Source organism: Lysinibacillus sp. NPDC093688, from assembly GCF_050280145.1.
Taxonomy (GTDB): Bacteria; Bacillota; Bacilli; order Bacillales_A; family Planococcaceae; genus Lysinibacillus; species Lysinibacillus xylanilyticus_B.
In genome coordinates, this window is the sequence record NZ_JBNNUX010000001.1 from 424,000 (window position 1) to 450,248 (window position 26,249).

Sequence of the window (26,249 nt, forward strand, 5' to 3'; positions counted from 1 at the left end):
GGATAGAGGTCATGTATTCGAGGTTTCGCGTTCGATTTAGAAAGAATACTGCCCGTTAATGCGGGATAAAGTGAAACTTTAAGCAGTGGGGAGTTCCTTATCCCCACTGGTTAATTAGTGTTCACCAATCGGGCGTTTACGGGCAGTTAAACGTTGCTTGATTCATGGATAGAGGTCATGTATTCGAGGTTTCGCGTTCGATTTAGAAAGAATACTGCCCGTTAATGCGGGACTAACGCTAATCCTTGAAACGGATTAGTGTTTTCTTTTTGACGAGAATACGGTAAAATCGAGGGCGTACAAGATTGGAGGTTTTTCTTTTGAAAAAATTATCGATTGGTATGTTTCTATCAATGATTGGCATACTATTTGTTTGTTTAACGATCATGGATATTTTACCGTCCTCGACTAAAACAATGAAAATTGTCTATATCGGTATTGGTTGGGTATTTATTATTGCGGGATCCGTTATTCGTTTTAAAACTTTAAAACAAAGACAATAACGGAATATCTCGAAATTGAATTGTGATAACCTGCGAATTTATGATACAATTTCAAAAAAAATAAATAATTTGAGTATTATGAAGTTGCGATGCTGTGCGAAAATTCAAAAGGTTTAAATTGTGGAAAGATGATTAATTTAAGTATAAACAGTACAAATTCTTCTTTGTAAGAATTTGTTTTTTTATTTTCGTTAACAATGCCCAACACATAGAATAGGAGGAGAGATCATGCCAGTACTATGCAAGGAGGATATTCATATTTCCGACCAGTATGTGGCTATCCAAACAGATTCACCAATGAAGGTCGTATCCTCAGCAGTACATAATCCGGGCTTTGGCTTTTATACGCATTTGATGAATCGTTCGGTGCCCTATACGTATGATGAACGAAAACCACAGCTAGAAATACAACGATTTTTACAGTCTGAGGGCTTTCCCATTGACAAGACGGTGGCGATGATGACGGCTGTCTATGCCCGATATGCAACAATCCGTGAGTTTACATATGAAGGAATTCATCTTGTCATCATGATTACAGCTGGTCTTGGCAATGCCGTGGATATTACGCGTGCCTTTCATCGTCAGGAGCAGTATCATGCGGGAACTATTAATACTTGGGTACTGATAAATGGGAGATTGTCGGATGAAGCATTATTTCAGGCAATGATTTCTACGACAGAGGCAAAGGTCAAGGCACTATTTGATGAGGGCATCACAGATCCAACAACGGGTACACAAGCTACAGGTACTTCAACGGATAGCTTGTTGATTGCTTCAACAGAGGAAGGCGACTACCATCAATATGCTGGGCCGATTACGATGCTTGGAAAAGTCATTGGCCATGGTGTTTATGAAACGATGCGTGAGGCCATTCAAAAATATAAAAAAGATAAAGAGGAGAATCCGTTATGATGGCACTGGTGATTGCCTGTATCATAGGGCTTGTTTTTGATTTAATAGTGGGTGATCCTCCTAAAATGCCTCATCCAGTACGCTGGATTGGAAAACTCATTCAATCTCAAACAGAGTTATGGAATAAAGGAAGAATGAGAAAACTTCGTGGCATGGTGATGGCGCTCGCTGTAGTTGGTACAACGATGTTTGTTGTTACAGCCATTATGCTACTAAGCTATCGGGTTAGCTTACTATTTGGCATAGTGGTTGAGGGCTTACTTATTGGAATTGGACTAGCACAGCGTAGCTTGAAGGAAGCGGCGATGGCTGTCTATGAGCCGCTCGTCAAAGGCGATTTTGCTGAAGCTCGTGTGAAGCTTTCCTGGATAGTTGGCCGTGATACGGAAAAACTTGACGAGGATGAAATTGTTCGTGGTGTTGTGGAGACGGTCTCAGAAAATACGAGTGATGGCGTAACAGCTCCATTATTTTATGCCTTTTTATTTGGCGCTATAGGGTTATGGGGCTATAAAGCTGTTAATACGCTAGACTCTATGATTGGCTATAAAAACGAACAATATAAAGATTTTGGTATGTTTGCAGCAAAGCTAGACGATGTACTAAACTTTATTCCGAGTCGATTAACAGGTTTACTTATGGTGCTAGGGACGAAAAATGAAACGAATGTATCTCTCGGGAAGCGCTTAAAACGCTGGGCACAAGATGCGAGAAAGCATCCAAGTCCTAACAGTGGGTATTTAGAAGCAGCTACAGCTGTTCAATTAGGTGTACAGCTTGGTGGAAAAAATACATATAAGGGTGTCGTTTCTAATCGAGCAATAATGGGCGAGAAATTAGTCCCATTAACAAAAGAGCATATTGCAACGTCAGTGATTCATATGCGCATCGCGATCTTGCTCTTTACGCTAGTAATGTTATCAGTGGAGGTGTTAATTTTTGCAATTACCTAATCACGGAGCAAATCCGCAAAATGTTTATCATCAGCTAGGACTTAATATGCCCGAAGAGATGTATGATTTTAGCGAAAATGTGAATTCGGCAGGGCCACCACCGTTTGTCGAGGCACGTTGGCGGACATTTTATCCGCTAATTCAGCGTTATCCAGATCCGGACGGTGAGCCGTTTTTATCAAAGGTGGCAGCTTTTCATGCTGTGCAGAAAGATTCAATATTACTAGGTAATGGTGCATCTGAGCTATTTAGTGTTTTAGTTAGACGCTACGCAAATAAGCGTGTTATTATCGTACATCCAACTTTTTCAGAATATGAACGAACATTAACAGCTGCAGGCGCTGAAATTGTGCCAATTATTGTAGAGGATATTGTTCACTACACATTGCCAATGGAGCATCTGAAGCGTGAAATGGTCAACGCGGATGCTTTATATATTTGTACACCGAACAATCCAACAGGGGTGCTTCCAAAGAAAGAGGAGCTTCTCGAACTAATTTCTCACGGTGCAAAGGTCAATTGTGAGCTTGTCATTGATGAGGCATTTATTGACTGGGTAGATGAAGCTTATTCATTAATTCAGTATGTGGTAGAAAATCCTCATTTGATCGTCGTTCGTTCGATGACAAAAATGTATGCGATTCCAGGATTACGCCTAGGCTATTTAGTGGCTAGCCCAGTAGTTGTTGCTGAGCTAAAGGATATCCTACCGCATTGGAACTTGAATGCCTTTGCCCTCGTTATCGGTACAGGCTGTTTAGATGAACACGCATATTGTGAGCAAGCCATTGCCTATGCTAAAAATCAACGAGAATCGCTACAGCGCTATTTACAGGAACAGGGTTGCCAGGTGACAAATAGTGTAACGAATTATGTATGTTTTGCATTACCGAAAAATCAGCAAGCAGATACATTTTTTACATATTGTTTATCAAAGGGTGTCGTGCTGCGTCATACAAAAAACTTTATTGGCTTAAATGGTGAATGGTTCCGTATTGGGATTAAAGATATTGTAGCCATGACATATTTAGAGAATTGTTTACAGACGTGGTTTAACTTCATTCAGCAGAAGTCTCCCACCTCTATAGATGGTGATATGAATGCAGATTTAAGCTACTTTTCAGCAGGTATCTAAACACCTGTACCTGCCGTTACGCTTTCGGTACAAAAGAGATCTGCTGAATTAGAGGAACTCAGTCTAAGATCGCCACGTCCTGTGGCAACGACTGAGTGACCAACATCATGCTGCTGACGCTGCGTTAGCACTACGCTTTCGCGCAAAAAACATCTGTTGGCCTAAAGCCTCCGGCGGATGTCACAGAATCGGATAGGAGTTCAATATAGGATGTTAGCCTAAAAACATCGCATCCATGCGATAACGGCTAACTGACCTGCATCGGTAAAAACGCCACGTTCTGTGGCATTACCGAAATGGCCGACATCGTGTCGGCCCTCAGCAGGCCTAAGCACAAAGCCGATTCCGGACGCAATTATGCCGAGGCATAATTGATTGCAAATTAGGGGTGAGAAAGCTGACGACTTTTTATTTAGTAAGACATGGCGAAACGATGTGGAATAAAGAGCAACGACTACAGGGATGGTTAGATTCGCCGTTATCCGAAAATGGTATTTTACAGACAGAAAAGCTTCGGGATCATTTGAAAAATATCTCATTTACAGCGGCATTTAGCAGTTCAAGTGGTCGTGCTAAGGAAACGCTGCAAATTCTTCTAACTGATCTACAGCTTCCAATTAATTATGAGGATAATTTACGCGAGATTTTTTTAGGAGATTGGCAAGGGAAAAAAGTCGAGGACATCATGACTTCCCATCCTGATTATGAATTATATACCAATTATCCTGGACAATTCGTCGCAACTCATACGGAAAGCTTTGGTATGGTAACAGAACGAGCGATGTGTTCGTTAAAGAAAATAGCAGAAAAATATCCCGAGAATAATGTGTTAATTGTGTCCCACGCTGTAACGATTAAATGTATCATTAACGCTATTTTAGGGCGAAGTGTCGATAAGCTGTGGGCAGAGCCATTTATTAATGGTACAAGTGTAACGATTATTGAACAAGTCGATCAACAATGGCTAGTTAAAGAGATCGGTAACATTCAACATTTACAATAGGAGGCGTAACCATTGCCACTGATTTTCATTACAGGGGGAGTACGAAGTGGTAAATCCCACTTTGCTGAAAAAGCGGCTGTTACTCACTATCAAACAAAGTTTAAGCAAGCACAACGACTTATTTATATTGCTTCCGGGGTAGCGTTGGATCGTGAAATGGAGAAGCGGATCATACGACATCAGGCAGACAGACAAGCGCAAAATATCGAGTGGCTGACGATAGAAGCACCTTATGACATTGCAGATACCTTGCATAAACTGACCGAAGGAGATGTCGTGTTATGGGACTGTGTTACGACATGGCTGACGAATGCGTTTTACGAGGGTTTTGATGCGGGAACTCCATGTGTGGAACAACCCGGCTGTTTAGATAAGAAGCTTGAGGTTTTAAAAAAGGCGGTAGGGACGTTACTTGAGAAAAGAGTGACGTTTTTTATCGTCTCAAATGAATTATTCGATGAGCCTCCCTATATGAACGAGGAAGTAGAATTATACCGACAAATGCTTGGGAAATTACATCAATGGTTCGTGTCTATAGCGGATGAGGCGTATGAAATAAATTATGGTGTCGTAAAGAAATGGAAATAATGAATGACGCTTTGAAAATTAAAAGAAGGTAGGCAAGACGATGAAAAATTTCTGGCATAGTATGCAACTTGCATTTCAATTTTTTACAGTTTTGCCGGTACATAAAGAAATTCCTTTAACGAAAGCAACGATTACAGGGATGTTCGCCTTTTTGCCATGGATAGGGGCACTAATGGGTACCGCAGTGGCAGCGGTGATCTATTGTTTAACGGAATGGACGGCAAGTAGTGAGGTTTTACTTGCCTTTGTGATTATCGGATTATTTGCCTTATTTACGGGTGGTTTACATTTAGATGGTTTTATTGATATGGGGGATGCTTATTTTTCCTATCGAGATCGTGAGAAGCGGCTTGAGATTTTAGATGATCCACGTGTTGGTGCATTTGGTGTGCTTTCAGTGCTATTTTTAGTGCTTGGTAAATTTGTGATACTTCACGAATTATTCGTACAGCATAAATTAGCACTATGGATGCTTGTGTTTATTCCTTTACTAACACGAGTAGGTATGAGCTTTTATTTTATGTCGCTCAAGTGTTCAAAGGAAAAGGGGCTTGCCTACTTTTTTAAAACACATATTAAGCCGGGTTTACTTATCTGCTTTATGCTTTTAACACTAGTTGTTGCGTACAGTAGCTTGTTGTTTGTAACGGGCTTCACAATTGTTCCATTCGTGTTGATGGTTGTATTAGCGATTGCCTTTTTAGTCTTTCGGCAATTTACAGTGCGCAACTTTGGCGGAGTTTCTGGAGACTTACTCGGTGCATCAATTGAAGGAATGGAGGTTGTACTATGGGTGACGTTGTTACTGTGCACTTAATGAGACATGCACCAACAAAGGAAAATTTAGAGAAGCGTTATATCGGCTGGACCGATTCTTCATTAGCTGATGCATCTTTACTCCCTATTGTAGATCAAGAGGCCACGAAGGTGTATGGTAGTGATTTACTGCGCTGTAGGGAAACCGCGGCCCGTTATTTTCCGATTGCAACATACGTGTCTGATAGACGATTTCGAGAGTCAAACTTCGGAGAATTTGAAAGACTCACATATGAGGACTTACAATCCGATCGTCGTTATTGTGCATGGTTAGATGATCCTGTACAGTCACCGCCTCCAAAGGGGGAAGGCTTTGATATCTTTTGTGCTCGTGTTATGGAAGGGTTCACAGCATTACCAAAAGGGGAAGATGTGTATCATCTCGTTGTCCATGGTGGCGTTATTCGAGCACTTCTCGTAGCCTTTGCACCAACTGAGCAACCTTTTTGGTCGTATCAAACACCGCATGATAAAATATTTTCTTTAACGTTTACAAGAAAGGCTTGGGAGGAGGGAGCGAGATGCATGTCTTTATCGGAGGAGCCTATAGTGGAAAAACCGACTATGTCATGAAATTACTTGCAGGTCAAAACGTTGAGCTAATGGATGGTACTCTACCTGATGGCACTCCTACAAGTGATGTATTGGTTATTAAAAATATAGAGAGTTGGCTCGTAACACAAGATCTTGAGGATGATGAGCCGCTTGTCAGAACCATTTTGACAAGACTAAAGACACTTGAAGAAAATTGTACCTTGTATATAATAGTGACCGATATGGGACGTGGCGTTGTGCCGATGGACAAACAGGCACGATTATTACGTGATACATGTGGGCGTTTGTACCAGGCATTATTTGCTGAAGCAGAACGAGTCGTCCGCATTTGGTACGGTATTGGGGAACAAATCAAATGATATAGTTTTTTATTTAGGTTCTCATTAAAAAGATAGGGATGACATTCGCTAAGGCGTATGGCGTGTATATAGGTTGATTGGAGTGAGGTGTGGCTCATCAGACGCCTCCAGGAAGCTTTGCTCTGCACGAAAGCGAAGCGTCAGCAACAAATGTTTTCTGTGCGAAAGCGAAGCGTCAGCAACAAATGTTTTCTGTGCGAAAGCGAAGCGTCAGCAACAAAGCGCCCAGTCGGAACGGAAATCAACCTAGCGTTAGGATAAACAAAATGTAAACGGAAAGAGGAAATGGGATGGATCGACAAAAATTGATGAAATTGACGCTCACTGCCATGGTAGCAGCAATTTGTGCAGTGGGTGCAGTTATTAAAATTCCTACATTTATTACAACTGCAGCGCTTGACTCTGCACCTGCATTTTTGAGCGTTGTATTTTTATCACCAGTATTAGCTGGTGTTGCGGGAGTCATTGGGCATTTTATCTCAGCCTTGACTACTGGCTTCCCTCTAGGACCACTACATATAATTATCGCAGTGGAAATGTTTATTGTTGTATGGATCTTTGGGGTTATGCATAAAAAAGGAATGCATTTCTGGAAATGGCCTGTGGCACTTATATTAAATGGTGTCGTGGCACCTTTACCATTTTACTTTATCATTAGTCCGGCATTTTACTGGACGTCATTGACTAGTCTTCCACTGGCAACACTTATAAATTTAGTGATCGTTGCGGTTGTGATGCCAATTCTGTCGAAGGTGTTTGTGCGTAAGGAAGGTCGAGTCCATTGAGAAATGCAATAAAAATAGGTGAGCTGATTGCGACAACAGATAATGCCGCAGCAATTGGCGAAAAGCTACAAGATGTTGTGTCTGCTCCAGATCAACTTACGGCATATTTTACCGCACGCGTTACATTTTTAGAGCAGCTTGCTGCAAATGCTTTACCAAGGCATATTTTACTTGCTAATTTTTCAGGGGATGCTGCATGGTCTCGTTATGTTGCAGGCATTCAGCAAGTTTTTGATGAGGCTGGTCTTATTTGTCCGCAAATAGACGGTAGCACAGAGTCCAATATGCCGACTTTACAATCAGGTTTGTCAATAACGATGCTTGGTGAGCAACAAAAACGCACAGCAACTAAGGATGAGCAGCTAAGTTGGTACACATATGGGATGCCACTTGTAGGCAATGAAGTCCTTGCACAGCCTGAAGATATCGCACTGCTACAACCTGTTTTCCAAGCGTGGAAAGAGGGAATAGTGCAGCAAGTATGGCCAGTAGGATCAAAAGGTCTGCAAGCAGAATTTACTCGACTTTTTGGCGAGCAACAGGTCAAAAGTTCATTAGATGTTGAGAAAACGGCTGGTCCATGTGCAGTAGTTTTGCTAGGAATACAACCAGAAAAAGAGCAGCTAGCACAAAAATATTTTCCTAGAAATTTTGAAAAATTACGTAAAACTGCATTGTAATCGGGCTTGCTTCGAGAAAAAGTAGCACTTTAAAAATTTAAAGGGGCAAAACGCCTATTGCAAGTATAAACACAATATGTTAGATTTGTTTAGGAGTTAAAACACAATATATAGTAGTTTGGACGAGCGGTACCAAATGTGGTTTAAAAGGGAATTCGGAAAAGAGTCATCTTAGGCCGAAGCTGTCCCCGCAACTGTAAGTGCTGACAAATGATGAATAGGCCACTGTGAAGAACGGGAAGGTCATCATTTGGAGGAAGCATGAGCCAGGAGACCTGCCAACTTGTTCAAGACAGCAACACATTCTTCGGGGATTGAGAAGTGGAGGCGAGAGATTTGTCCACTTCTTAGTGTGCATGTCCTTCATTTCCATTTCCGATTTTACAGCGATCACGTAACCGATAGATGTTGCGTGATCGCTTTTTGTGTTGCTGGAGAAAGAAAGGGAGAGAATGTATACATGACAATTCAAATCGAACAGCAAATTGCTAAGCTCAAGAAAAGTTATACGGAGGATGAACTCGAAAGTTTTGTAAGATTATCGGATCGCTGGCTACGAAAAAACGACAATGCGACATTTGAAGCATGGGCGGATGCGATGATTTTACAAACGCTTAGCCTAATTGATGAGGAGGAGCCTTACTGGACATTTGTCGCAGCTCAAGTTTATTTAGAAAAACTGTATGATCAATTTGCAATGCGCCGTGGCGTTCCAGTGCAGGATGTTTATAAAGGTTTCCCAGAACAATTAGCACGCTATACAGAAGCTGGTTTGTATCATGAATGTTTAACAACAAAATATAGTGAGCAGGATCTTCAAGAACTCGCTTCCTATTTAGAATCAAGTCGAGATGAATTGTTTACGTATATTGGCTTAAAAACATTAATGGACCGCTATGTAGTTCGTGATTACACGAAAACACCAGTGGAGCTACCACAGGAACGATGGATGGTCATTGCGATGACCCTTATGCAGGATGAAACAGAAAATCGTTTAGAAAAAGTACGTGAATCTTACTGGGCAATGAGTAGTTTATATATGACTGTTGCCACACCGACTTTATCGAATGCAGGTAAAACACATGGTCAGCTATCTAGCTGCTTTATCGATACAGTAGATGATAGTTTACAAAGTATTTATGATACGAATACAGATGTCGCTACATTATCGAAATACGGCGGTGGCATTGGCGTTTATATGGGCAAAATTCGTAGCCGAGGCTCATCAATTAAAGGCTTTAAAGGCGCATCAAGTGGCGTTTTACCATGGATTAAACAGCTTAATAATACTGCGGTTTCAGTCGATCAGCTCGGTCAACGACAAGGAGCTATTGCTGTCTATTTAGATATTTGGCATAAAGATGTCTTTACGTTTTTAGATTTACGCTTAAACAATGGGGATGAGCGTTTGCGTGCCCATGATATTTTCACAGGACTATGCTTACCGGATTTATTTATGGAAACGGTTGAAGAGCGCGGGGAATGGCATTTATTTGATCCACATGAAGTGCGAGAAGTTATGGGCTTTTCATTAGAGGATTACTACGATGAGAAAAAGGGTGATGGCTCTTTCCGTACTAAATATGCGGAATGTATCGCGAATCCATTATTAAGTCGTGAAGTCGTGCCAGCGATTGATATTATGAAGCGAATTATGCGCTCACAGCTTGAAACAGGCGTGCCGTTTATGTTCTATCGAGATGAAGTGAATCGCATGAATCCGAATAAGCATGAAGGAATGGTATATAGCTCGAACCTGTGTACAGAAATATTCCAAAATATGTCGCCTACTGAATTTGAGTCTATTACCCTTGAAGATGATGTCATCGTAACACGTCGCAAACCTGGAGATTTCGTTGTATGTAACTTATCATCTATCAATTTAGGTAGAGCTGTACCGGCTGGTGTTTTAGAACGATTGATCCCGATTCAAGTACGTATGTTAGATAACGTTATTGCACTTAATACAATTCCAGTAAAACAAGCAGAGCGTACGAACTTACGCTACCGTGGTATTGGGCTTGGAACATTTGGCTGGCATCATTTATTAGCGTTGAAAGAAATTCAATGGGAGTCTGAGGAAGCTGTAGAATTTGCGGACAAGCTCTATGAGGAAATTGCGTATTTAACGATTCGTGCTTCTAACAATTTAGCATGTGAAAAAGGGGCATACCCACTATTTGAAGGCTCGGATTGGCATTCTGGTGCGTATTTTGACAAACGTGGCTACGACAGTCATAAATGGAACGAGTTACGCGCAGCGGTTGCTGAAAAAGGAATGCGTAACGGTTATGTCATGGCGGTTGCACCGAACTCATCAACATCCATTTTAGCGGGCAGTACAGCTACGATTGATCCTATCTTCCAAAAGAGTTATTCAGAGGAGAAGAAGGATTACAAAATTCCAGTAACAGTACCAGATCTATCACCTGTGACAACTTGGTATTATAAATCTGCTTATTTCATCGATCAAAATTGGACAATCAAGCAAAATGCTGCACGAGCACGTCATATCGACCAAGGCATTTCACTTAATTTATACGTTCAAAATACGATTAAGGCAAAAGATTTACTAGCGTTGCATATGAATGCTTGGGCGAGCGGTGTGAAAACGACATATTATGTACGCTCAACGTCTGTAGAATTGCTAGAATGTGAGTCTTGCGCAAGCTAGGAGGAAGTTAATAATGACAACTATTACTAAACGACAAATTATGGATAAGGAAGCACCAAACCGTTCAACAGGAATTGTGAACGGGCGCTCTTCTAACATTTTAAACTGGGATGATGTGCGTTTTAGCTGGGCTTATCCTAAATATAAAAAAATGCTAGGGAACTTCTGGACACCGTTTGAAATTAATATGAGCAATGATGTCAAGCAGTTTCCACAGCTATCAGCAGATGAACAGGAATCCTTTTTAAAAATCATTGGCTTACTAGCGCTATTAGACAGTGTACAAACCGATTTTGCCGGGAAAGTAGCGGACTATTTAACAGATTCAAGCTTAAATGCATTAATGATTATTTTAGCGCAACAAGAGGTGATCCATAATCACTCTTATTCTTATGTGCTATCAAGTATTGTGAACAAAGACGAGCAAGATCGTACGTTTGACTTTTGGCGTACAGAGCCAGTGTTAGAGCGACGTAATGAGTTCATTATTAAGGGCTACCATGCATTTTCGGAGGAGCCAACTGTTGAAAATATGCTAGAAGCGATTATTTATGATGTGATTTTAGAAGGTTTATTCTTCTATTCTGGCTTCGCTTTCTTCTATCATTTAGCACGCAATCAAAAAATGGTGGCCTCGTCGACGATGATTAATTATATTAATCGCGATGAGCAGCTACATGTCGATTTATTTGTGAAAATTTATCAGGAGCTATTAGAAGAATATCCTGAATACGATACACCAGAACGAGCAGCTCGTGTACAGGAAATCTTCCGTGAAGCGGTTCAGCTAGAAGTCGATTGGGCCAATGAAGTGATTGGCGGTAAAATTGATGGCCTCGATGTTGAAGATGTGCATGATTATGTACACTTCTATGCGAACGTACGCTGTAATCAGCTTGGCGTGGAGCGTCCATTTGAAGGCTATCGCAAAAATCCATTGAAGTGGGTAAAAGCGTATGAGGATGTTGACTTAGGAAAAACAGATTTCTTCGAGCAGCGTTCCCGTCAGTATGTAAAGGTTAATGTAGAAGATAACGGCTTTGATGATTTGTAATACTAAATACACCTCAATGTTGAAATAACATTGAGGTGTATTTTTTGTGAGGGTGGACGGGTCAGGGGAAAACGCTCAGGTAGAGAGGAAATCCGCTCTCGGGTTGCAAGGAGAATTACATAAGAGCTTGAACAACAGTTACAGTACCAAAACAAACATATAATATTCAATCGTGTCCCGAATATTACGTTACCCGAAAAATCAATTGACACTTGAGAATGATTTTCAGTTATAATTAAGAGTGAATGTGATTTAAATGGAACGGAGTCGAAGGAATGCAAGCAATAAAACAGTTAGGAGGGTTTTTAGGGCCCTATAAATTTTTTACCTTGATTGCACCATTATTAATGGTACTAGAGGTAACGATGGATTTACTTCAGCCGACGATAATGCAGCATATGATTGATACGGGTATTGCCAATAGCGACAATACGTATGTGCTGAAAATGTTCGTCTGGATGCTAATGAGTGCGATATTTGGACTTGTTGGTGGGATTGGCTGCTCCTATTATAGTTCGAAGGCAGCTATCCATTTTGCATCGGACGTTCGTCAGTCACTTTATGAAAAAATGATGACATATTCGGCAAAGGAACGTGACACTTTTACAACAGGGAAGCTTATTACGATTTTAACGAGTGACGTAGAAAGTGTTCAACGCGCGTTTATGATGACGTTGCGTATTTTTGTGCGTGGTCCTTTATTATTTATTGGAGCCGTTATTATTGTTTTTGTGACGGCACGTGAGTTATTTTCGGTACTCCTTATTATCGTGCCAATCTTAATTATCGCGATGTACTTTTTCACCAAGTATTCAGGTGTCCTGTATCGTCGAGTGCAGGAGGCAATTGATGGTGTTAATACGAAGCTTCAGGAGAACTTAGCGGGGATTCGTGTTGTGAAGGCGTTCCGTCGTGAAACGCAACAGAATGAACAATTTGGCGCTCTAAATGATACGCTGACGAAGCGCTTTATTACAGCCGAGCAAATTGTTGGCGTGCTCGTGCCGTTTACGATGTTTGTTGTCAATCTAGGAATTGTAGCAGCACTTTGGCTTGGGGCCATTAAAGTAGAAGCCGGTACATTAAAGGTTGGAGTGATTCTCGCTTTTATTAACTATTTAACGATTATATTAAATGGATTGATGACTTCTAGTATGGTATTGATGCAAATTGCACGTGCTATTCCTTCAGGAGAGCGTATCGTGGACGTCTTAAATAAAGAAGTAGCGGTCAAGGAAGCGGAAAATCCACTTACAGCACCAATTCTAGGGGCGATTGACTTTCAAAATGTGAGCTATCGTTATTATGAGTCGGCTGAGGATGTTCTGAAAAACATTACATTTTCCGTGAAGCCAGGGCAAACGGTAGGTCTGATAGGAAAAACAGGTAGTGGAAAATCAACGCTAGTGAAGCTATTACCACGTTTGTTTGATCCAACGAGTGGAGAAATACACTTGGATGGAAAGCCTCTAAAGGATTATGCATTATCCACTTTACGCAAACATATCGGTTTTACTTCTCAAAAAGCATTACTGTTCTCAGGTGCAATTGACCATAATATCCGTCTTGGTAAGGAGTATGCAACGTCGGTGGAATTACAGCAAGCTCTAGATGCAGCATGTGCCACTGAATTTGTGGACCGACTGGATAAAGGGTTAGCGCATGAACTTTCACAAGGGGCAACCAATCTCTCTGGCGGTCAAAAGCAGCGATTAGCGTTAACGCGTGCACTCGTTAGGCAGCCTGCTATTTTAGTGTTGGATGATACAACATCTGCTCTTGATAGTGCCTCTGAAAAACATGTTCAGCAAGCTATTAGCACTCATTATAATGACACAACGACGTTTATCGTAGCGTCTAAAATTGCTTCTATTCAAGAGGCAGACCTGATTTTAGTATTAGAGGACGGCGAAATTGTTGGTCAAGGCACACATCAACAATTATTACAGAATAATAAATTCTACCAAGCAATTTACGCTTCACAGCAAAAGGCTGGTGTACAACAATGAGTCAAAGTCAACCAAAGCAAATGAATTTTGGACGCGGACCACGTATGGCTGGGCCAGCTGAAAAAGCTAGAAATCAAAAAGCCACGATCAATCGTGTGTGGCATTATGTGAAGCAGCAAAAAATAGGACTTTATTTCTCTATATTCTTTGTAGTAGCTTCTACATTTTTAAGCTTAGCAGGACCGTACTTAATCGGACATATCGTTGATGAATATATTATGAAAAAAGATATTGCCGGTACGATTCGTTTAGGTATTGTGCTAGCAGTTATTTATACAGCTGCGTCTATTTTTACGTGGCTACAAACATATGTCATGATTCATGTGGCGATGAAAACAATTCGCACATTACGTCTTGAACTGTTTAAAAAGCTACAAATGTTAACACTGAGATTTTTCGATCAGCGAGCACTCGGTGATTTAATGAGCCGTGTGACAAATGATATCGATAATTTAAATACGGCACTTGTACAAAGTGTGACACAAATCGTATCGTCAATCTTAACGGTAATCGGTGTTAGTATTGCTATGTTCTCTCTAAGCTGGCAGCTAGCAATCGTGACGCTGACTATTATTCCTCTAATTGTTTTTACGACGAAGCAAATTGTTAAACGTAGTAGTAAAAACTATGCGGCACGTCAACGTGATTTAGGGAAGCTGAACGGGTATATTGAGGAAATGATTACGGGTGCAGAAGTTGTGACGCTTTTTGGGACAGAACAACAAACGATTGAGACGTTCCATAAGCAGAACGAAAATCTCCGTCACTCGGCACAGCGAGCAGAAATTACTTCAGGTCTACTAGGCCCCATTAATAATTTTATGAATAACTTAGGTTTAACTGTTGTCATTGGCACAGGGGCATTTTTATCGGTAAAAGGGATCGTTTCAGTTGGGGTTATCGCCGCATTTGTCACGTATACTCGTCAGTTTTTCCGTCCATTGAATCAGTTATCTAATCTTTTAAATACCTTCCAGTCGGCGATTGCAGGGGCAGAAAGAGTTTTCGAAATTTTAGATGAATCTTCGGAAGTAGCAGATAAAAAGAATGCCATTGATTGCCAAAGTCTAAAAGGGGATGTGGCATTTCGCAATGTATCCTTCAGCTATTTGCCAGAGAATCCAGTACTGAAAAATATTAGCTTCCAAGCCAAGAAGGGTGAAACCATTGCTCTTGTCGGTCCAACGGGATCAGGTAAAACAACGATTATCAATTTGTTAACTCGTTTTTATGATGTTGATGCAGGTGAAATTTTGATTGATGGTCATAACATCGAGGATTATAAAATGGCAACAATCCGTCAAAGAGTAGGTGTAGTCCTACAGGATACGTATTTATTCTCAGGAACGATTCGTGAAAATATTCGTTTCGGTAAACTTGATGCTACAGATGGAGAGGTTGAAGAAGCGGCAAAAATCGCAAATGCCCATAATTTTATTAAACATTTACCAGCACAATATGATACACCTGTGCAGGCAGGTGGGGCAAACTTGAGTCAAGGTCAACGGCAATTACTGGCTATTGCCCGGGAAATTCTTGAAAATTCAGATATTTTAATTTTGGATGAAGCTACATCCAGTGTGGATACGCAAACAGAGGTTGATATTCAAAAAGGTCTCCAGCATTTAATGCAGGGGCGCACAAGCTTTGTCATTGCACACCGCTTAAAAACAATCGAAAATGCAGACCAAATTCTTGTTATTCAACAAGGTGAAATTGTTGAGCAGGGTAATCACGAGCAGCTCATGCAAAAACAAGGTATGTATAGTAATCTCCAGCAAAAACTTTTACTGGAGCAAGTGGAATAAGTTAAAGAAGGCTGTCTAGTAAGTATGTAAAAACTTATTAGACAGTTTTTGTTTTTAGCTATTGTGGAAGGCATTTGGAAATGTTATGATGCATCAAAATTCAACTTTAAGGTGGGGTATTAAAATGTACGAATTAAAAACAAAAGAAACGGATGAGAGTGTCATTGAATACATTGAAAACGTGGATCACCCTAAAAAGCGTGAAGATGCTTACCGACTATTGGATATTTTTGCTGAAGTAACAGGGTATGAAGCAAAAATGTGGGGGCCAAGCATTATAGGATTTGGTAAATATCATTACAAATATAAATCTGGACATGAAGGCGATGCACCTTTAGTTGGATTCTCTCCTCGAAAAGCTAAAATCAGTTTATATTTTGCACCAGGTGACAGTGAGCGAGACAATTTATTAAAGGCTTTTGGTAAACACACAACAGGTAAAGCTTGTGTTTATATAAATAAACTAGCGGATATTGATGTGGAGATATTAAAGTCGCTCATCCAACGATCTGTATCCTTTTTACAAGAGACCTATCCCGATCAATAATTTTCTAGGATCAAGCGCTGTCTAAGTGGAGTTAAACACTTTTAGACAGCTTTTTTATTAGCTTAATCACGAAAAAATGGGGATGACCTTGTTAAAGCATATATAAGAGTTGATTGGAGCGAGCCCCGCGAGTGAAGCGGGAGGGGAACGAAGGCTAAAAGCATCATGTCCTGTGATAACGCCTTCATGACCAACTTCCTGTTGCTGCCGCTACGTTGCACCGCGCTCTCGCACAAAAAACATCTGTTGACCCGACGCCCCCGGGACAATGCCCAGTCGGAACGGAATTCAACTCAAAATTATAGAAAAAATTTATTAGAAATTTATTTTTATTGTTTATCCTTTCATTATCAACTGAAAGGGGAATTGTATGAAAAAACTGTTTAAGAAAATAGGTATCTTTTTTATAGCGGTTTTGCTTATTGGACTAGTGGGGATATTTAGTTATCATCGATATCAGCTACATATGGAATCGGAATTACTAGACAATAAAGGAACACTTGTTGAGGTCGATCATCAAAAAATCAATGTTTACACGGAGGGCAATGGTCAGGATACTTATGTATTTATCGCAGGTTCAGGGGTTGCGGCACCCATTTATGAAATGAAAGGGCTGTATAGTAAATTTTCGCAACAACATAAGATTGCTGTTATTGAAAGAGCGGGGTATGGGTATAGCGATGTCTCGAAGGACGAACGAGCTATAGATACAATGTTAGCGCAAACGAGAGAAGCGCTCTTGAAAAGTGGAAATAAGCCTCCTTATATATTAGTACCTCATTCCATTTCAGGGGTTGAAGCTATTTATTGGGCACAAAAATATCCCGAAGAAATTAAGGGGATAATTGCGCTTGATATTGGTTTGCCAAGTCAATATGTGGAGCATAAAATGGGGGCAGTCGACTACTGGACAGTTAAAGGAATGAATTTGCTAACGAAATTGGGCGTACATCGATTAACACCTTCGAAAGTGTACAATCAACAAGTGATCAAGCAATCGTTTTTAAATGAGAAAGAAAAAGAAATTTACAAAGCGCTATCCTATAAACAATTGTTTAATGATGATATGAAAAATGAGCTATTACATGTGTACGAAAATAGTTTAAAATCAGAAGAGCTTCCGAAACCAAAAGACACACCTATTTTATTGATAGATGCCATTGCTGAACAAAATAAAGATTCGAAATTTACGAAGTACCATAGCCAGAAATACGCGGAATTTGCCGAGCAAATTAGCATAGCGGATGTGAAAGTATTAAGTGGTACCCATAGTATCTATTTATATAAGCCTGATGAGATTTATAAGCTTGCTATAGAATTTATGAAGACTAAAGTTGATAACAAGGAAAGGTCGAGGGAATGAAAGGATTTACGATTTTAATAGTAGAAGACGACCCAATGATTGGCGATTTGATGCAAAAAATACTACAACGTGAAGGCTACGACGTTGTATGGAAAACAGATGGTCGAGAAATGATGAACATAATCCATCAAATAGATTTAGTCATCATGGACATTATGCTCCCAGGGGAAGATGGCTATCAGCTGACAAAGAACATTAAAAGCCTAGGCTTAAATATCCCCATTATTTTTTTATCTGCTCGCAATGATATTGAGAGTAAGCTACAAGGGTTAACCGTTGGGGAAGATTATATGACAAAACCATTTGATCCGAGAGAGCTGCTTTTAAGAATGCAGAAAATGCTAGAGCAGCAGTATGGTACATTTACACAGATCCAACACCTATTAATTGATAGCGAGCATCGTAAATTATTTAAAAATAATATACATGATGAAATAGCATTAACTGCGATCGAACGTAAAATCTTCTTTTATTTATTTGACAACAAGGATAGGGTGTTAACGAAGGATCATTTTTTTGACTATTTATGGCCGCTTGAAGATCGCAATCAAAATATCATCAATGTCCACATCAAAAAGATCAGAACGAAAATGAATGATACATCCGGTACCATCCTACAAAATATTTACGGAGAAGGGTATCGATTAAATACCTACATAAAGAAATGACATTAAAAACAAAATATCGTTTATTATTATTTACCGCCATCATCAGTGTTCCAATCGTCTTGTTAGGGATCAGTGTGTCGATGTCTATTATGTATGAATTCGCCTTTAAAACTAGAAATAAAGGCACTCCATTCCATGAATCTTTCGCCTATCCAACGATGCTGATTGTGTTCTTCCTATCATTATGTTTGTTAGCATTTTTATTTTCGAAATCGATCAATTCATTACTAACGAAAATTAATATGCTCAACAAAACGATTCGTGACTTAGCGAGTAATGAAAGAACACCGAGTACATTAGCGGCTGACAGTGAAGATGAAATTGGCCAGTTAATTCAGTCCGTTAATATACTAATTGAGCGGACTACCTATCGAGAATTAGAGCTTCAACAACAGCAGGAGCTACAAAAAGAGCTACTACAAAAGCTAAGACACGACATTAATACACCGTTAACAGCGATCCGTTTACAATTATTTTATCTAGAAGATGCCTTTATGGAACAACCAAAATTAGTGGAGTCTTTGAATGAACAAATTCAATACATCGCTAGTTTAACGAATGAATTGAATTGGCAGTCTTTAGATACAATGGAGAATTCTTATATCGTACAGGAAGAAGTGCAACTCACGATATTATTCGAAACGATGATCAAAAAATGGAGCTATTTATATCGAATGCAAAACATCGAATTAATCTATCATCCAAAGGATACTCATTTAGTGTGGACGAGTAATGAACTATGGCTACAACGAATGTTCGATAATGTGTTCCAAAACACCTTGAAACATTCAAAAGCTACAAAGCTTGAGATCACGATTAAAGATCATAAGGTTCTCATGACTGACGATGGTACTGGCTTTGAACATAATCGTGGAGGAGAAGGTCTAGGCTTGAAGATAATTGATGACATCGCTAGAATTCTTCAAGTAAACTACTCACTCCATTCAAACGAAGAAGGGACCGAATTTTGTTTTTCTTTAAATAAGATCAAGAAAAATTAATAATGCTGGTGATAAATTAAAGTTAGGCGATAAATTAAAAAAGTTGGGTGATAAATTAAAGTTAGGCGATAAATTAAAAAAGTTAGGTGATAAATTTAAAAAGTTGGGTAATAAATTTAAAAAGTTAGGCGATAAATTTTAAAAGTAGGGCGACAAAACATATAATTGTTCCGATAAATTAATCAAGACCCTATCGAACTAGCTTTGTTCGATAGGGTCTTCTAGCAATGATTCAATAACATGTTTTAATTGAAAAATAGAAGACTGTTTACTTTCGTTCTTCTTGTAAATAAAGACAGTTTCGATAATTTTATTTAGCTGTGGCAAATCGTAATAGTGAATGTTGGAGTAGTTATACAGATTAATTAGTTTCGTATTTAACACAGCCATCGTATTGTCTATTTGTAGGAAATCAAGGATACTACTTACCGATTTTATTTCTTTCATTGTAAATGGCACTTGGTTCTTATTTAACCACTCCACCATCGCACGTGTATACATACAGCCTCTGCTCAACACAAGTAGTGTAACAGGTGAACCTTCCTCAAAATTAATAAAATGTGAATTGTTCGAAATGACTTCAAATGTTTCTGATGCAATCCTGTCATAATTTAAATCAGGGTAGTGTTTAATAGGATTACTCGTCAGTGCACAGTCCGTTTCGGCATTATGTATTTTTTCATTTAAGGAAGTGCTTGATTCCACAGTGAAATCGACATCTAACGGAATATTATTTGTTTGCAAGGCATTCATAATGGGTGCGCCATAAATTTTGATTGTTGTATGGGAAGTGCCGAAGTTAATTTTTGAATTTGTTTGTGCCGAACCAATCTCTTGTAAAAATTCATCGTACTCTTGTGTCATCAGCTTTAAAAATTTTAAATAGTGTATTCCTACAGCTGTAATCTTCAAGCCCTGCGGTGTACGCTTAAACACTTCCTGACCAATTTCAGCCTCCATTTTCTTCACTTTAGAGGTTAAGGCAGATTGAGTATAATTCTTTATTTCAGCGGATTTACTAAGATTTTGCCTCTCCAAAATCTCAATTTTTAATGCTATTTCTTCTATGTTCATGTTGTATGTCACACACCTATAAAATTTTTTGATAGCCACTATCACTTTCCTCCATTTTACGCATTCATAGGGGAAGCGTAAACTCAAATACGTAAAGTTATTATGAATCAGTGTAAGAGCATAGGAGGAATTTTTATGAATACATATTATAAGTGGGTCATTGTATTAGTGGCTACGCTGTCTCAAACTGCGGCAACTTTTGTGACGTACGGCATGGGACCAATCGCCACATTTTATCAAATTGAATGGAATTTATCATCGCTACAAACAGGTTTTATCGTCTCTGCCGTTAATATTGGCCCAATCTTCTCGATGATTCTGTTCGGTTATTTAATGGATAAAAGAGGGGAAAAGCAAATTATCGGATGGGGTTCCGTATTGTTAGGGCTCGCGGCTTTACTACTCATGTTGGTCAATAATTATGTGGTGTTGTTATTTTTATTATTAATCGTAGGTGTATGGTACGGCAGTGCGCAAACGGGGGGGAGCACGGCGATTGTGAAATGGTTTCCAGACAAACACCGTGGGCTGGCGATTGGCATTCGACAAACAGGCATTCCAATTGGAGGAGCCCTAGCATCGGTCATTCTCACTTATATGTACTATCATTATGGCCTGACATCGGTGCATCTTGTACAAGGATTCGTAGCAATTGCTGGCGGTCTGCTCTTTTTACTGATATATCAGGAGCCTAAAGAACGTGTAACAGTAGCTGCAACATCTGTCACTTTTAAAGAGAAGCTCATGGCCATTAAAAATAATAAGAGTTTATATCCAATCTATATTGTAGGAATCGTGATGATGACCTTACAAATGATACTCGTTGCGCATTTTATGAGTTATTTACATCAAGAGGGAGGTTATTCCTTAACGGAAGCGGGACAATATTTAAGCCTTGTATTAATCGGTGGAATGATTGGTAGGGTAGCCATTGCTTGGATTAGTGATCAATTTTTTGCGCAGAAGCGAGAATATTTTTTAATGATCGTAATGGCTAGTGCAGTTATACTTACAGTCATTTTACCATTTATGATACATGCGAAAATGTTGATGCTGTTATTTAGTTTTATATTAGGCTTCGTAGCACTTGGCTGGTATTCATTGTTTATTGCCTGTGTGACCGAGCAATCGAATCCACAATATGTTGGTCTAACTGTGAGTGCTGCTTTGACGCTGAATCAATTTTTTATCGTCATTGCTCCTACATTATTTGGATTCATGGTAACTTTTTTTTCAAGTTATCAATTGGCGCTGGAAATTGTCGCAGCCTTTGTAGCGATAGGTGCAATGAATTTACATAGGGCAACGAAAAATACAAAGGTTAGTTCAGAAATACTGTAATATCATGGAGATTGCTTACTAAATATACAGCCGATCAAATTAAATGAATGACGTAGATTATTCGGTTCACATTCAGTTCATAAACTTGTTGTATCATCCATTTATAGACAAAATTCTATAAAAAACTGATGGTAATGAATGAAGGAGGACTAGAAATGGGGAATGTGAATGGAATGAAAAGCCCGTTCGAGAGTAGTGAGTGGGCTATTGAAGCACGTGGCCTAGTCAAACATTTTGGAGAAAATCGAGCTGTTGATGGTGTCGATCTAAACGTTCGTGCTGGCACGATCTATGGTGTACTTGGTCCTAACGGAGCAGGAAAAACAACTTCTATTAGAATGCTAGCAACGCTTCTACGAGCAGATGCTGGTTCGGCACGAATATTCGGTTATGACATAGTGAAAGAGCCACATATTGTACGTCAATTAATTGGCGTCACTGGTCAGTATGCTTCAGTTGACGAGTCACTTAGTGCAACGGAAAATTTAATAATCTTCTCTCGTTTACAAGGATTGGGACGTAAAGAGGCCCGAAATAAAGCAGCTGAATTACTGGAAGAGTTCGGTTTAACAGAAGCAGCTAAACGTCCTTTGAAAAATTTCTCTGGTGGTATGCGTCGTCGCTTGGATTTGGCAGCAAGTCTAATCGCACAGCCACCGTTGATTTTCTTAGATGAGCCGACGACGGGGCTAGATCCACGAACACGTAATCAAATGTGGGATACGATTCGTCGTTTAGTAGATACAGGGTCAACTGTCCTGTTAACGACACAGTATTTGCAAGAGGTAGATGAGCTGGCGGATCGGCTTGCGGTTATAGATCATGGGCGCGTGGTTGCGGAAGGGACAGTCGATGAGTTAAAAGCATCTGTTGGTACTTCATCCTTACATTTGAGCATTCAAAATTCACAGGAAATGTTGGCTGCTCGTGAAACAGTAGAACATATACTTCAAGTGAAAACAACCATTTCACAGGATGTCGGGAAAATTACGGCCCCAATGGCAGATGTTGACCGAGTGACGGATTTACTAATTGCCCTTCGCCAAAAAGGAATTCAACTTGACGAGTTTAGTGTACAAAAACCGACCTTAGATGAAGTGTTTTTAACAATCACTGGTAATGATGTGAAAGAAAATGGCCCCCAACTTGAGGAGGAAAGAGTATGAAAAGTAATACGTTAAAATCTCCAGTTGGACGTGGATTGTTACGCAGGCCAAGTATCAATCAATCTATAAGAAATTCGCTCACGATGGCCTACCGGGGTGTCTTAAAAATTCGACGTACACCTGAGCAATTGTTCGATGTAACGCTTCAGCCGATTATTTTCACGCTGATGTTCACCTACATTTTTGGGGGAGCCATTTCGGGGAATGTGCAAAACTATTTACCAGTCATCATTCCAGGAATTCTCGTGCAGACTGTCATCACTACCTCAATCGTCACAGGAGTCCAATTGCGGGAAGATATGGATAAAGGGGTGTTTGACCGATTTAAATCACTACCAATCGCACGCATTGCTCCATTGGCAGGGGCCTTATTGGCGGATACCATTCGTTATACAATTGCAACTGTTCTTACATTTACTATGGGATATATCATGGGGTATCGACCAGAAGGTGGATTGGAACACGTTGTACTTGCGGGGCTTTTAGTTATTGTGTGTTCCTGGGCGATAAGCTGGATCTTTGCCTTCTTTGGTGTGATTGCTCGAACAGCTTCGAGTGTACAGGGAATTTCTATGCTCGTTCTATTTCCACTAACATTTCTTTCTAATGCTTTTGTTCCAGCAGAAACTTTGCCAGATTTCCTACAATGGTTTGTGAAAATTAATCCGATTTCACATCTCGTTACGGCCGTCAGAGAACTGACGAATTCAGGAACAATAGGTTGGGATTTATCAGCCTCACTCATTGGAGCTGCTGTGGTTGTGGCCATCTTTGCGCCACTAACAGTGAAAGCGTATATGCGTAGAACATAAGAAAAGACCTAAAAAAGTGTGTTTTGAGCAAGTAATTGTCAAAACACACTTTTTTATTTCTTAGTGTTGTTAATTCCAATAATAGGATAAAATGAGGGGAAAAGGCATAAGTTCAGCAAACGGAGGAATACAAGGATGGATCAAGAAAAAAGTTCAATTTGGATTGACGCAAGTATTGCTACAGTTTGGCGAGCTGTCACAGAGGAGCTGCTATTGTCGCAATGGTACGCCCAAGATTCAACTTGGGAAATCCCTAAATTAGAGGCCGGAGAAGAGATTGTTTTCACGTTACTGCCGAATGAACAGAATCAGCTTGCAGAGAAATTACCGATGGTGTTAACAATTAAACATGTAACACCGAATCGAGAGTTTTCGTTTTACTTAAGTATAGAAGAATCACTGATCTCTATTTTATTAGAGGAAGATCAAAATGGCACCACGGTCACTTTTAATACGAGCGGTTATGAGGCTTCTCTCGCTAGCTTAAAAGCTTTAGTGGAGGGAAATGACTCTCTTTAACATATAAGTTTCATGGGGAAATTGATTTTTTTATGAAACTTTTTCATTGTTCAGCAGTCTAACTGTAAATGCTTTTGTGGGGGCGAGCAACATGGCAAAAGAACAGAAGGATGCTCACTTATCTAGAGCTATGACAATGTATGGAGATTATTTATTACGCGTTTGCTTTACATATGTTCAAGATTGGGCAGTAGCAGAGGATTTGGTCCAAGACACATTTGTTAACTTCTTTCAGCGGGTGTTTAAAACACCCGCTGAAAGAAGTTAAAGCCTCCGGCGGATGTCACGGAATCGAAAAGGAGTTCTTTGTGCAAGCACAAAGTCGATTCCGGACGCAATTATGCCGAGGCATAATTGATATATATGAGAAAATGGAACAATTTCGTGAAGAAGCTTCCGTCAAAACCTACTTATATCGCATTGCGATTAACAAGTGTCATAGTTATCTTTCAAGCTGGCGCTATAAAAAAATACAATTTATTGATTACTGGAGTAAATTAAAGAGCTTATCCGATAATCCTGAAGAGGAAGTATTGCTGGGAGAGACGGATGCATTGCTAGTGGCGTCGATTGAAAAACTTCCAACGAAATACAAAGATGTACTACTATTATTTCACTTTGCGGAGTTTCCTTTAAAGAACATTGCAGAACTGCTAAAGCTACCAGAAAACACGATTAAGGCGAGCGCGTCAAATGGTTGGCTTCACGCTATTGGAGGAGGGATTCGAATATGGATCAGATTCGTAATGCCATCAATAACATGTATAAGGAAGGTAAATTCGCTCACGAAAGCCATGTAAAAACGTTTCAAAAAATTCGTCAAAAAACGAAGAAGCGAACACCATTAATTCCAATTATCCTAACAGTAGTCGTATCAGCTTGTCTGATCATTGGCTTAAAGATGATGCTTTTCCAACATGATAGCCAACCAATGACGACCGCGCTTACCGATTCAAATCTTTATCCAGAAAAGTCTGGGAGGGTGAAAGACTATAGCGTATTAACACAACCTTGGATGGTAGTAGGATTACTGTGTTCGGTCTTTTTATTCATTTTCGCATTAGTTGCTTTCATGAAAAAATGGTTTTGGCGTGTATTACTATGTATCATCATTATTATTGCCATTTTGGGGAATATGTCTGAACAAATTGGGTACCGCATTTACGTACAGAATGAAGCAGACATTCAGAATGCTATTAAATGGGGTCCTATTACTAGTATGAAATTAAATGACATAATAACGATCCGTCAGTATAGAATGGGCTATTTTTCAAATGAGCATTATCAATGTATTTCCATTTTCAAGAATGATGGAAAAGGCTATGCATTAGAATTCTACTTAGTGAGTGAAGAAAATAAAATGAATGATGCTGTTTATTTAAAAGACATTCACCAAATTGTTATTCCATTACTTAACAATCATAACGTTGAAAAATTAATAATAGACACAGGAGACGAGCGTATTGAGAAAGCAGTCGATTCAAATGATGCGCAATTAGTATCAGTTCCTCTTAAATTAGAAATAGCGGTGATACATGCATTGGATCATGAAGGAAATACGTATATTCTTTATAATGCTTCACAAATATTTACCTATCCTTATTAAAATACTAGTTCACTTTTTTGAAAGGTGATATATCCATTATATAAATACTCACAGAAGTGAGCTTCAGGAAGCCTACTTCTTCAGAAGTGGGAGGAATGAAGTGCTTTTTCTTTATAGAACATATGTTTATATTGTATATTGTGAATAATCGAAAAAAGAGAGGGGTGACGGGTAATGACGAAATGGAAGAAAGATTGTTTTATTATAGAACTCAAGTTACTTCTAGATATATGGCAAAAGGATATCCTATTAAAACGTTTTGAAATTGCCCGTACACTCTATAACACAACTTTGTCTTATGCAATAAAACAATATACT

Annotated in this window: 28 protein-coding genes and 1 riboswitch; of the genes, 26 read left to right on the top strand and 2 right to left on the bottom strand. The window is 39.5% G+C overall.

Annotated elements, in window-relative coordinates; all coding sequences use genetic code 11:
• Positions 1-320: 320 nt before the first annotated feature.
• The 4 genes from ACQKN2_RS02135 (at position 321) to ACQKN2_RS02150 (ending at position 3,503) form a co-directional block, all read left to right on the top strand.
• Positions 321-503 carry a hypothetical protein gene (locus ACQKN2_RS02135; RefSeq protein WP_100543083.1) on the top strand — a complete coding sequence of 61 codons (183 nt, stop codon included), beginning with the start codon at positions 321-323 and terminating at the stop codon, positions 501-503.
• Positions 504-731: 228 nt separating this feature from the next.
• The gene (locus tag ACQKN2_RS02140) at positions 732-1,415 is read left to right on the top strand and encodes an adenosylcobinamide amidohydrolase (RefSeq protein ID WP_427413463.1); all 684 of its coding nucleotides are present in this window, start codon (positions 732-734) and stop codon (positions 1,413-1,415) included.
• The gene (cbiB, locus tag ACQKN2_RS02145; protein ID WP_427413464.1) at positions 1,412-2,368 is read left to right on the top strand and encodes an adenosylcobinamide-phosphate synthase CbiB; all 957 of its coding nucleotides are present in this window, start codon (positions 1,412-1,414) and stop codon (positions 2,366-2,368) included. Before ACQKN2_RS02140 ends, cbiB begins: the two co-directional genes overlap by 4 nt.
• Complete coding sequence (locus ACQKN2_RS02150) at positions 2,355-3,503, top strand: pyridoxal phosphate-dependent aminotransferase (RefSeq protein ID WP_427413465.1); 1,149 nt, start codon at positions 2,355-2,357, stop codon at positions 3,501-3,503. The genes cbiB and ACQKN2_RS02150 overlap by 14 nt, the downstream gene beginning before the upstream one ends.
• Here the strand turns inward: ACQKN2_RS02150 and ACQKN2_RS02155 are convergent.
• Positions 3,500-3,649, bottom strand: coding sequence for a hypothetical protein (locus tag ACQKN2_RS02155; protein ID WP_427413466.1), 150 nt, complete (start codon positions 3,647-3,649; stop codon positions 3,500-3,502). The two genes, ACQKN2_RS02150 and ACQKN2_RS02155, sit on opposite strands and share 4 nt — an antisense overlap.
• A 242-nt stretch (positions 3,650-3,891) precedes the next feature.
• Between ACQKN2_RS02155 and ACQKN2_RS02160 the strand changes: the two genes are divergently transcribed.
• The 15 genes from ACQKN2_RS02160 (at position 3,892) to ACQKN2_RS02230 (ending at position 19,413) form a co-directional block, all read left to right on the top strand.
• Positions 3,892-4,506: a histidine phosphatase family protein gene (locus ACQKN2_RS02160; protein ID WP_427413467.1), complete on the top strand. Its 615-nt coding sequence runs from the start codon at positions 3,892-3,894 to the stop codon at positions 4,504-4,506.
• A gap of 12 nt (positions 4,507-4,518) precedes the next feature.
• Positions 4,519-5,094, top strand: coding sequence for a bifunctional adenosylcobinamide kinase/adenosylcobinamide-phosphate guanylyltransferase (locus ACQKN2_RS02165; RefSeq protein ID WP_427413468.1), 576 nt, complete (start codon positions 4,519-4,521; stop codon positions 5,092-5,094).
• Between the two features lie 40 nt (positions 5,095-5,134).
• Positions 5,135-5,911 carry an adenosylcobinamide-GDP ribazoletransferase gene (gene cobS / locus ACQKN2_RS02170; protein WP_323649578.1) on the top strand — a complete coding sequence of 259 codons (777 nt, stop codon included), beginning with the start codon at positions 5,135-5,137 and terminating at the stop codon, positions 5,909-5,911.
• Positions 5,884-6,483, top strand: coding sequence for a histidine phosphatase family protein (locus ACQKN2_RS02175; protein ID WP_427413469.1), 600 nt, complete (start codon positions 5,884-5,886; stop codon positions 6,481-6,483). The genes cobS and ACQKN2_RS02175 overlap by 28 nt, the downstream gene beginning before the upstream one ends.
• Positions 6,432-6,824: a bifunctional adenosylcobinamide kinase/adenosylcobinamide-phosphate guanylyltransferase gene (locus tag ACQKN2_RS02180; protein ID WP_427413470.1), complete on the top strand. Its 393-nt coding sequence runs from the start codon at positions 6,432-6,434 to the stop codon at positions 6,822-6,824. The genes ACQKN2_RS02175 and ACQKN2_RS02180 overlap by 52 nt, the downstream gene beginning before the upstream one ends.
• Positions 6,825-7,114: 290 nt before the next feature.
• Positions 7,115-7,609 carry an ECF transporter S component gene (locus ACQKN2_RS02185; RefSeq protein WP_427413471.1) on the top strand — a complete coding sequence of 165 codons (495 nt, stop codon included), beginning with the start codon at positions 7,115-7,117 and terminating at the stop codon, positions 7,607-7,609.
• Positions 7,606-8,289 (top strand): hypothetical protein, encoded by a 684-nt coding sequence (locus tag ACQKN2_RS02190; protein WP_427413472.1) that lies wholly within the window; start codon positions 7,606-7,608, stop codon positions 8,287-8,289. Before ACQKN2_RS02185 ends, ACQKN2_RS02190 begins: the two co-directional genes overlap by 4 nt.
• Before the next feature lie 109 nt (positions 8,290-8,398).
• Positions 8,399-8,588: riboswitch (cobalamin riboswitch) on the top strand.
• Between the two features lie 161 nt (positions 8,589-8,749).
• Positions 8,750-10,963: a ribonucleoside-diphosphate reductase subunit alpha gene (locus ACQKN2_RS02195; RefSeq protein ID WP_427413473.1), complete on the top strand. Its 2,214-nt coding sequence runs from the start codon at positions 8,750-8,752 to the stop codon at positions 10,961-10,963.
• Positions 10,964-10,976: 13 nt separating this feature from the next.
• Complete coding sequence (locus ACQKN2_RS02200; protein ID WP_427413474.1) at positions 10,977-12,017, top strand: ribonucleotide-diphosphate reductase subunit beta; 1,041 nt, start codon at positions 10,977-10,979, stop codon at positions 12,015-12,017.
• Between the two features lie 275 nt (positions 12,018-12,292).
• Entirely contained in the window at positions 12,293-14,026 is a 1,734-nt protein-coding gene (locus tag ACQKN2_RS02205; protein WP_427413475.1) for an ABC transporter ATP-binding protein, read from the top strand.
• Positions 14,023-15,834, top strand: coding sequence for an ABC transporter ATP-binding protein (locus ACQKN2_RS02210; RefSeq protein WP_427413476.1), 1,812 nt, complete (start codon positions 14,023-14,025; stop codon positions 15,832-15,834). The genes ACQKN2_RS02205 and ACQKN2_RS02210 overlap by 4 nt, the downstream gene beginning before the upstream one ends.
• Before the next feature lie 124 nt (positions 15,835-15,958).
• A complete protein-coding gene (locus ACQKN2_RS02215; protein ID WP_427413477.1) occupies positions 15,959-16,381 on the top strand; it encodes a DUF1801 domain-containing protein in 423 nt (140 codons plus the stop codon).
• A 370-nt stretch (positions 16,382-16,751) separates the two neighbouring features.
• Positions 16,752-17,744: an alpha/beta fold hydrolase gene (locus ACQKN2_RS02220; RefSeq protein ID WP_427413478.1), complete on the top strand. Its 993-nt coding sequence runs from the start codon at positions 16,752-16,754 to the stop codon at positions 17,742-17,744.
• Entirely contained in the window at positions 17,741-18,412 is a 672-nt protein-coding gene (locus ACQKN2_RS02225) for a response regulator transcription factor (protein WP_427413479.1), read from the top strand. Before ACQKN2_RS02220 ends, ACQKN2_RS02225 begins: the two co-directional genes overlap by 4 nt.
• Positions 18,409-19,413, top strand: a complete 1,005-nt coding sequence (locus ACQKN2_RS02230; RefSeq protein WP_427413480.1) for a histidine kinase dimerization/phospho-acceptor domain-containing protein — start codon at positions 18,409-18,411, stop codon at positions 19,411-19,413. The genes ACQKN2_RS02225 and ACQKN2_RS02230 overlap by 4 nt, the downstream gene beginning before the upstream one ends.
• Positions 19,414-19,611: 198 nt before the next feature.
• On the opposite strand, the gene ACQKN2_RS02235 is transcribed toward ACQKN2_RS02230, so the two are convergent.
• A complete protein-coding gene (locus ACQKN2_RS02235) occupies positions 19,612-20,526 on the bottom strand; it encodes a LysR substrate-binding domain-containing protein (protein ID WP_427413481.1) in 915 nt (304 codons plus the stop codon).
• A 63-nt stretch (positions 20,527-20,589) separates the two neighbouring features.
• Between ACQKN2_RS02235 and ACQKN2_RS02240 the strand changes: the two genes are divergently transcribed.
• The 7 genes from ACQKN2_RS02240 (at position 20,590) to ACQKN2_RS02270 (ending at position 25,931) form a co-directional block, all read left to right on the top strand.
• Positions 20,590-21,828 (top strand): MFS transporter, encoded by a 1,239-nt coding sequence (locus tag ACQKN2_RS02240; protein ID WP_427413482.1) that lies wholly within the window; start codon positions 20,590-20,592, stop codon positions 21,826-21,828.
• Between the two features lie 155 nt (positions 21,829-21,983).
• Positions 21,984-22,994, top strand: a complete 1,011-nt coding sequence (locus tag ACQKN2_RS02245) for an ATP-binding cassette domain-containing protein (protein WP_427413483.1) — start codon at positions 21,984-21,986, stop codon at positions 22,992-22,994.
• Positions 22,991-23,806 carry an ABC transporter permease gene (locus ACQKN2_RS02250; RefSeq protein WP_427413484.1) on the top strand — a complete coding sequence of 272 codons (816 nt, stop codon included), beginning with the start codon at positions 22,991-22,993 and terminating at the stop codon, positions 23,804-23,806. Before ACQKN2_RS02245 ends, ACQKN2_RS02250 begins: the two co-directional genes overlap by 4 nt.
• A 135-nt stretch (positions 23,807-23,941) precedes the next feature.
• Complete coding sequence (locus ACQKN2_RS02255; RefSeq protein WP_427413485.1) at positions 23,942-24,325, top strand: SRPBCC family protein; 384 nt, start codon at positions 23,942-23,944, stop codon at positions 24,323-24,325.
• A 91-nt stretch (positions 24,326-24,416) separates the two neighbouring features.
• A complete protein-coding gene (locus ACQKN2_RS02260; protein WP_427413486.1) occupies positions 24,417-24,593 on the top strand; it encodes a sigma factor in 177 nt (58 codons plus the stop codon).
• Positions 24,594-24,633: 40 nt separating this feature from the next.
• Entirely contained in the window at positions 24,634-25,125 is a 492-nt protein-coding gene (locus ACQKN2_RS02265) for a sigma-70 family RNA polymerase sigma factor (protein ID WP_427413487.1), read from the top strand.
• On the top strand, positions 25,056-25,931 hold the full coding sequence (locus ACQKN2_RS02270) for a hypothetical protein (protein ID WP_427413488.1): 876 nt from the start codon (positions 25,056-25,058) through the stop codon (positions 25,929-25,931). The genes ACQKN2_RS02265 and ACQKN2_RS02270 overlap by 70 nt, the downstream gene beginning before the upstream one ends.
• The last annotated feature ends 318 nt before the right edge of the window (positions 25,932-26,249 follow it).

Excerpts from the sequence above, each read along its gene's own strand:
- ACQKN2_RS02140 (WP_427413463.1), top strand. The coding sequence starts at position 732 with ATGCCAGTACTATGCAAGGAGGATATTCATATTTCCGACCAGTATGTG.
- cbiB (WP_427413464.1), top strand. The coding sequence starts at position 1,412 with ATGATGGCACTGGTGATTGCCTGTATCATAGGGCTTGTTTTTGATTTA.
- cobS (WP_323649578.1), top strand. The coding sequence starts at position 5,135 with ATGAAAAATTTCTGGCATAGTATGCAACTTGCATTTCAATTTTTTACA.
- ACQKN2_RS02175 (WP_427413469.1), top strand. The coding sequence starts at position 5,884 with ATGGGTGACGTTGTTACTGTGCACTTAATGAGACATGCACCAACAAAG.
- ACQKN2_RS02180 (WP_427413470.1), top strand. The coding sequence starts at position 6,432 with ATGCATGTCTTTATCGGAGGAGCCTATAGTGGAAAAACCGACTATGTC.
- ACQKN2_RS02185 (WP_427413471.1), top strand. The coding sequence starts at position 7,115 with ATGGATCGACAAAAATTGATGAAATTGACGCTCACTGCCATGGTAGCA.
- ACQKN2_RS02195 (WP_427413473.1), top strand. The coding sequence starts at position 8,750 with ATGACAATTCAAATCGAACAGCAAATTGCTAAGCTCAAGAAAAGTTAT.
- ACQKN2_RS02200 (WP_427413474.1), top strand. The coding sequence starts at position 10,977 with ATGACAACTATTACTAAACGACAAATTATGGATAAGGAAGCACCAAAC.
- ACQKN2_RS02205 (WP_427413475.1), top strand. The coding sequence starts at position 12,293 with ATGCAAGCAATAAAACAGTTAGGAGGGTTTTTAGGGCCCTATAAATTT.
- ACQKN2_RS02210 (WP_427413476.1), top strand. The coding sequence starts at position 14,023 with ATGAGTCAAAGTCAACCAAAGCAAATGAATTTTGGACGCGGACCACGT.
- ACQKN2_RS02215 (WP_427413477.1), top strand. The coding sequence starts at position 15,959 with ATGTACGAATTAAAAACAAAAGAAACGGATGAGAGTGTCATTGAATAC.
- ACQKN2_RS02220 (WP_427413478.1), top strand. The coding sequence starts at position 16,752 with ATGAAAAAACTGTTTAAGAAAATAGGTATCTTTTTTATAGCGGTTTTG.
- ACQKN2_RS02225 (WP_427413479.1), top strand. The coding sequence starts at position 17,741 with ATGAAAGGATTTACGATTTTAATAGTAGAAGACGACCCAATGATTGGC.
- ACQKN2_RS02230 (WP_427413480.1), top strand. The coding sequence starts at position 18,409 with ATGACATTAAAAACAAAATATCGTTTATTATTATTTACCGCCATCATC.
- ACQKN2_RS02240 (WP_427413482.1), top strand. The coding sequence starts at position 20,590 with ATGAATCAGTGTAAGAGCATAGGAGGAATTTTTATGAATACATATTAT.
- ACQKN2_RS02245 (WP_427413483.1), top strand. The coding sequence starts at position 21,984 with ATGGGGAATGTGAATGGAATGAAAAGCCCGTTCGAGAGTAGTGAGTGG.
- ACQKN2_RS02250 (WP_427413484.1), top strand. The coding sequence starts at position 22,991 with ATGAAAAGTAATACGTTAAAATCTCCAGTTGGACGTGGATTGTTACGC.
- ACQKN2_RS02255 (WP_427413485.1), top strand. The coding sequence starts at position 23,942 with ATGGATCAAGAAAAAAGTTCAATTTGGATTGACGCAAGTATTGCTACA.
- ACQKN2_RS02260 (WP_427413486.1), top strand. The coding sequence starts at position 24,417 with ATGGCAAAAGAACAGAAGGATGCTCACTTATCTAGAGCTATGACAATG.
- ACQKN2_RS02270 (WP_427413488.1), top strand. The coding sequence starts at position 25,056 with ATGGATCAGATTCGTAATGCCATCAATAACATGTATAAGGAAGGTAAA.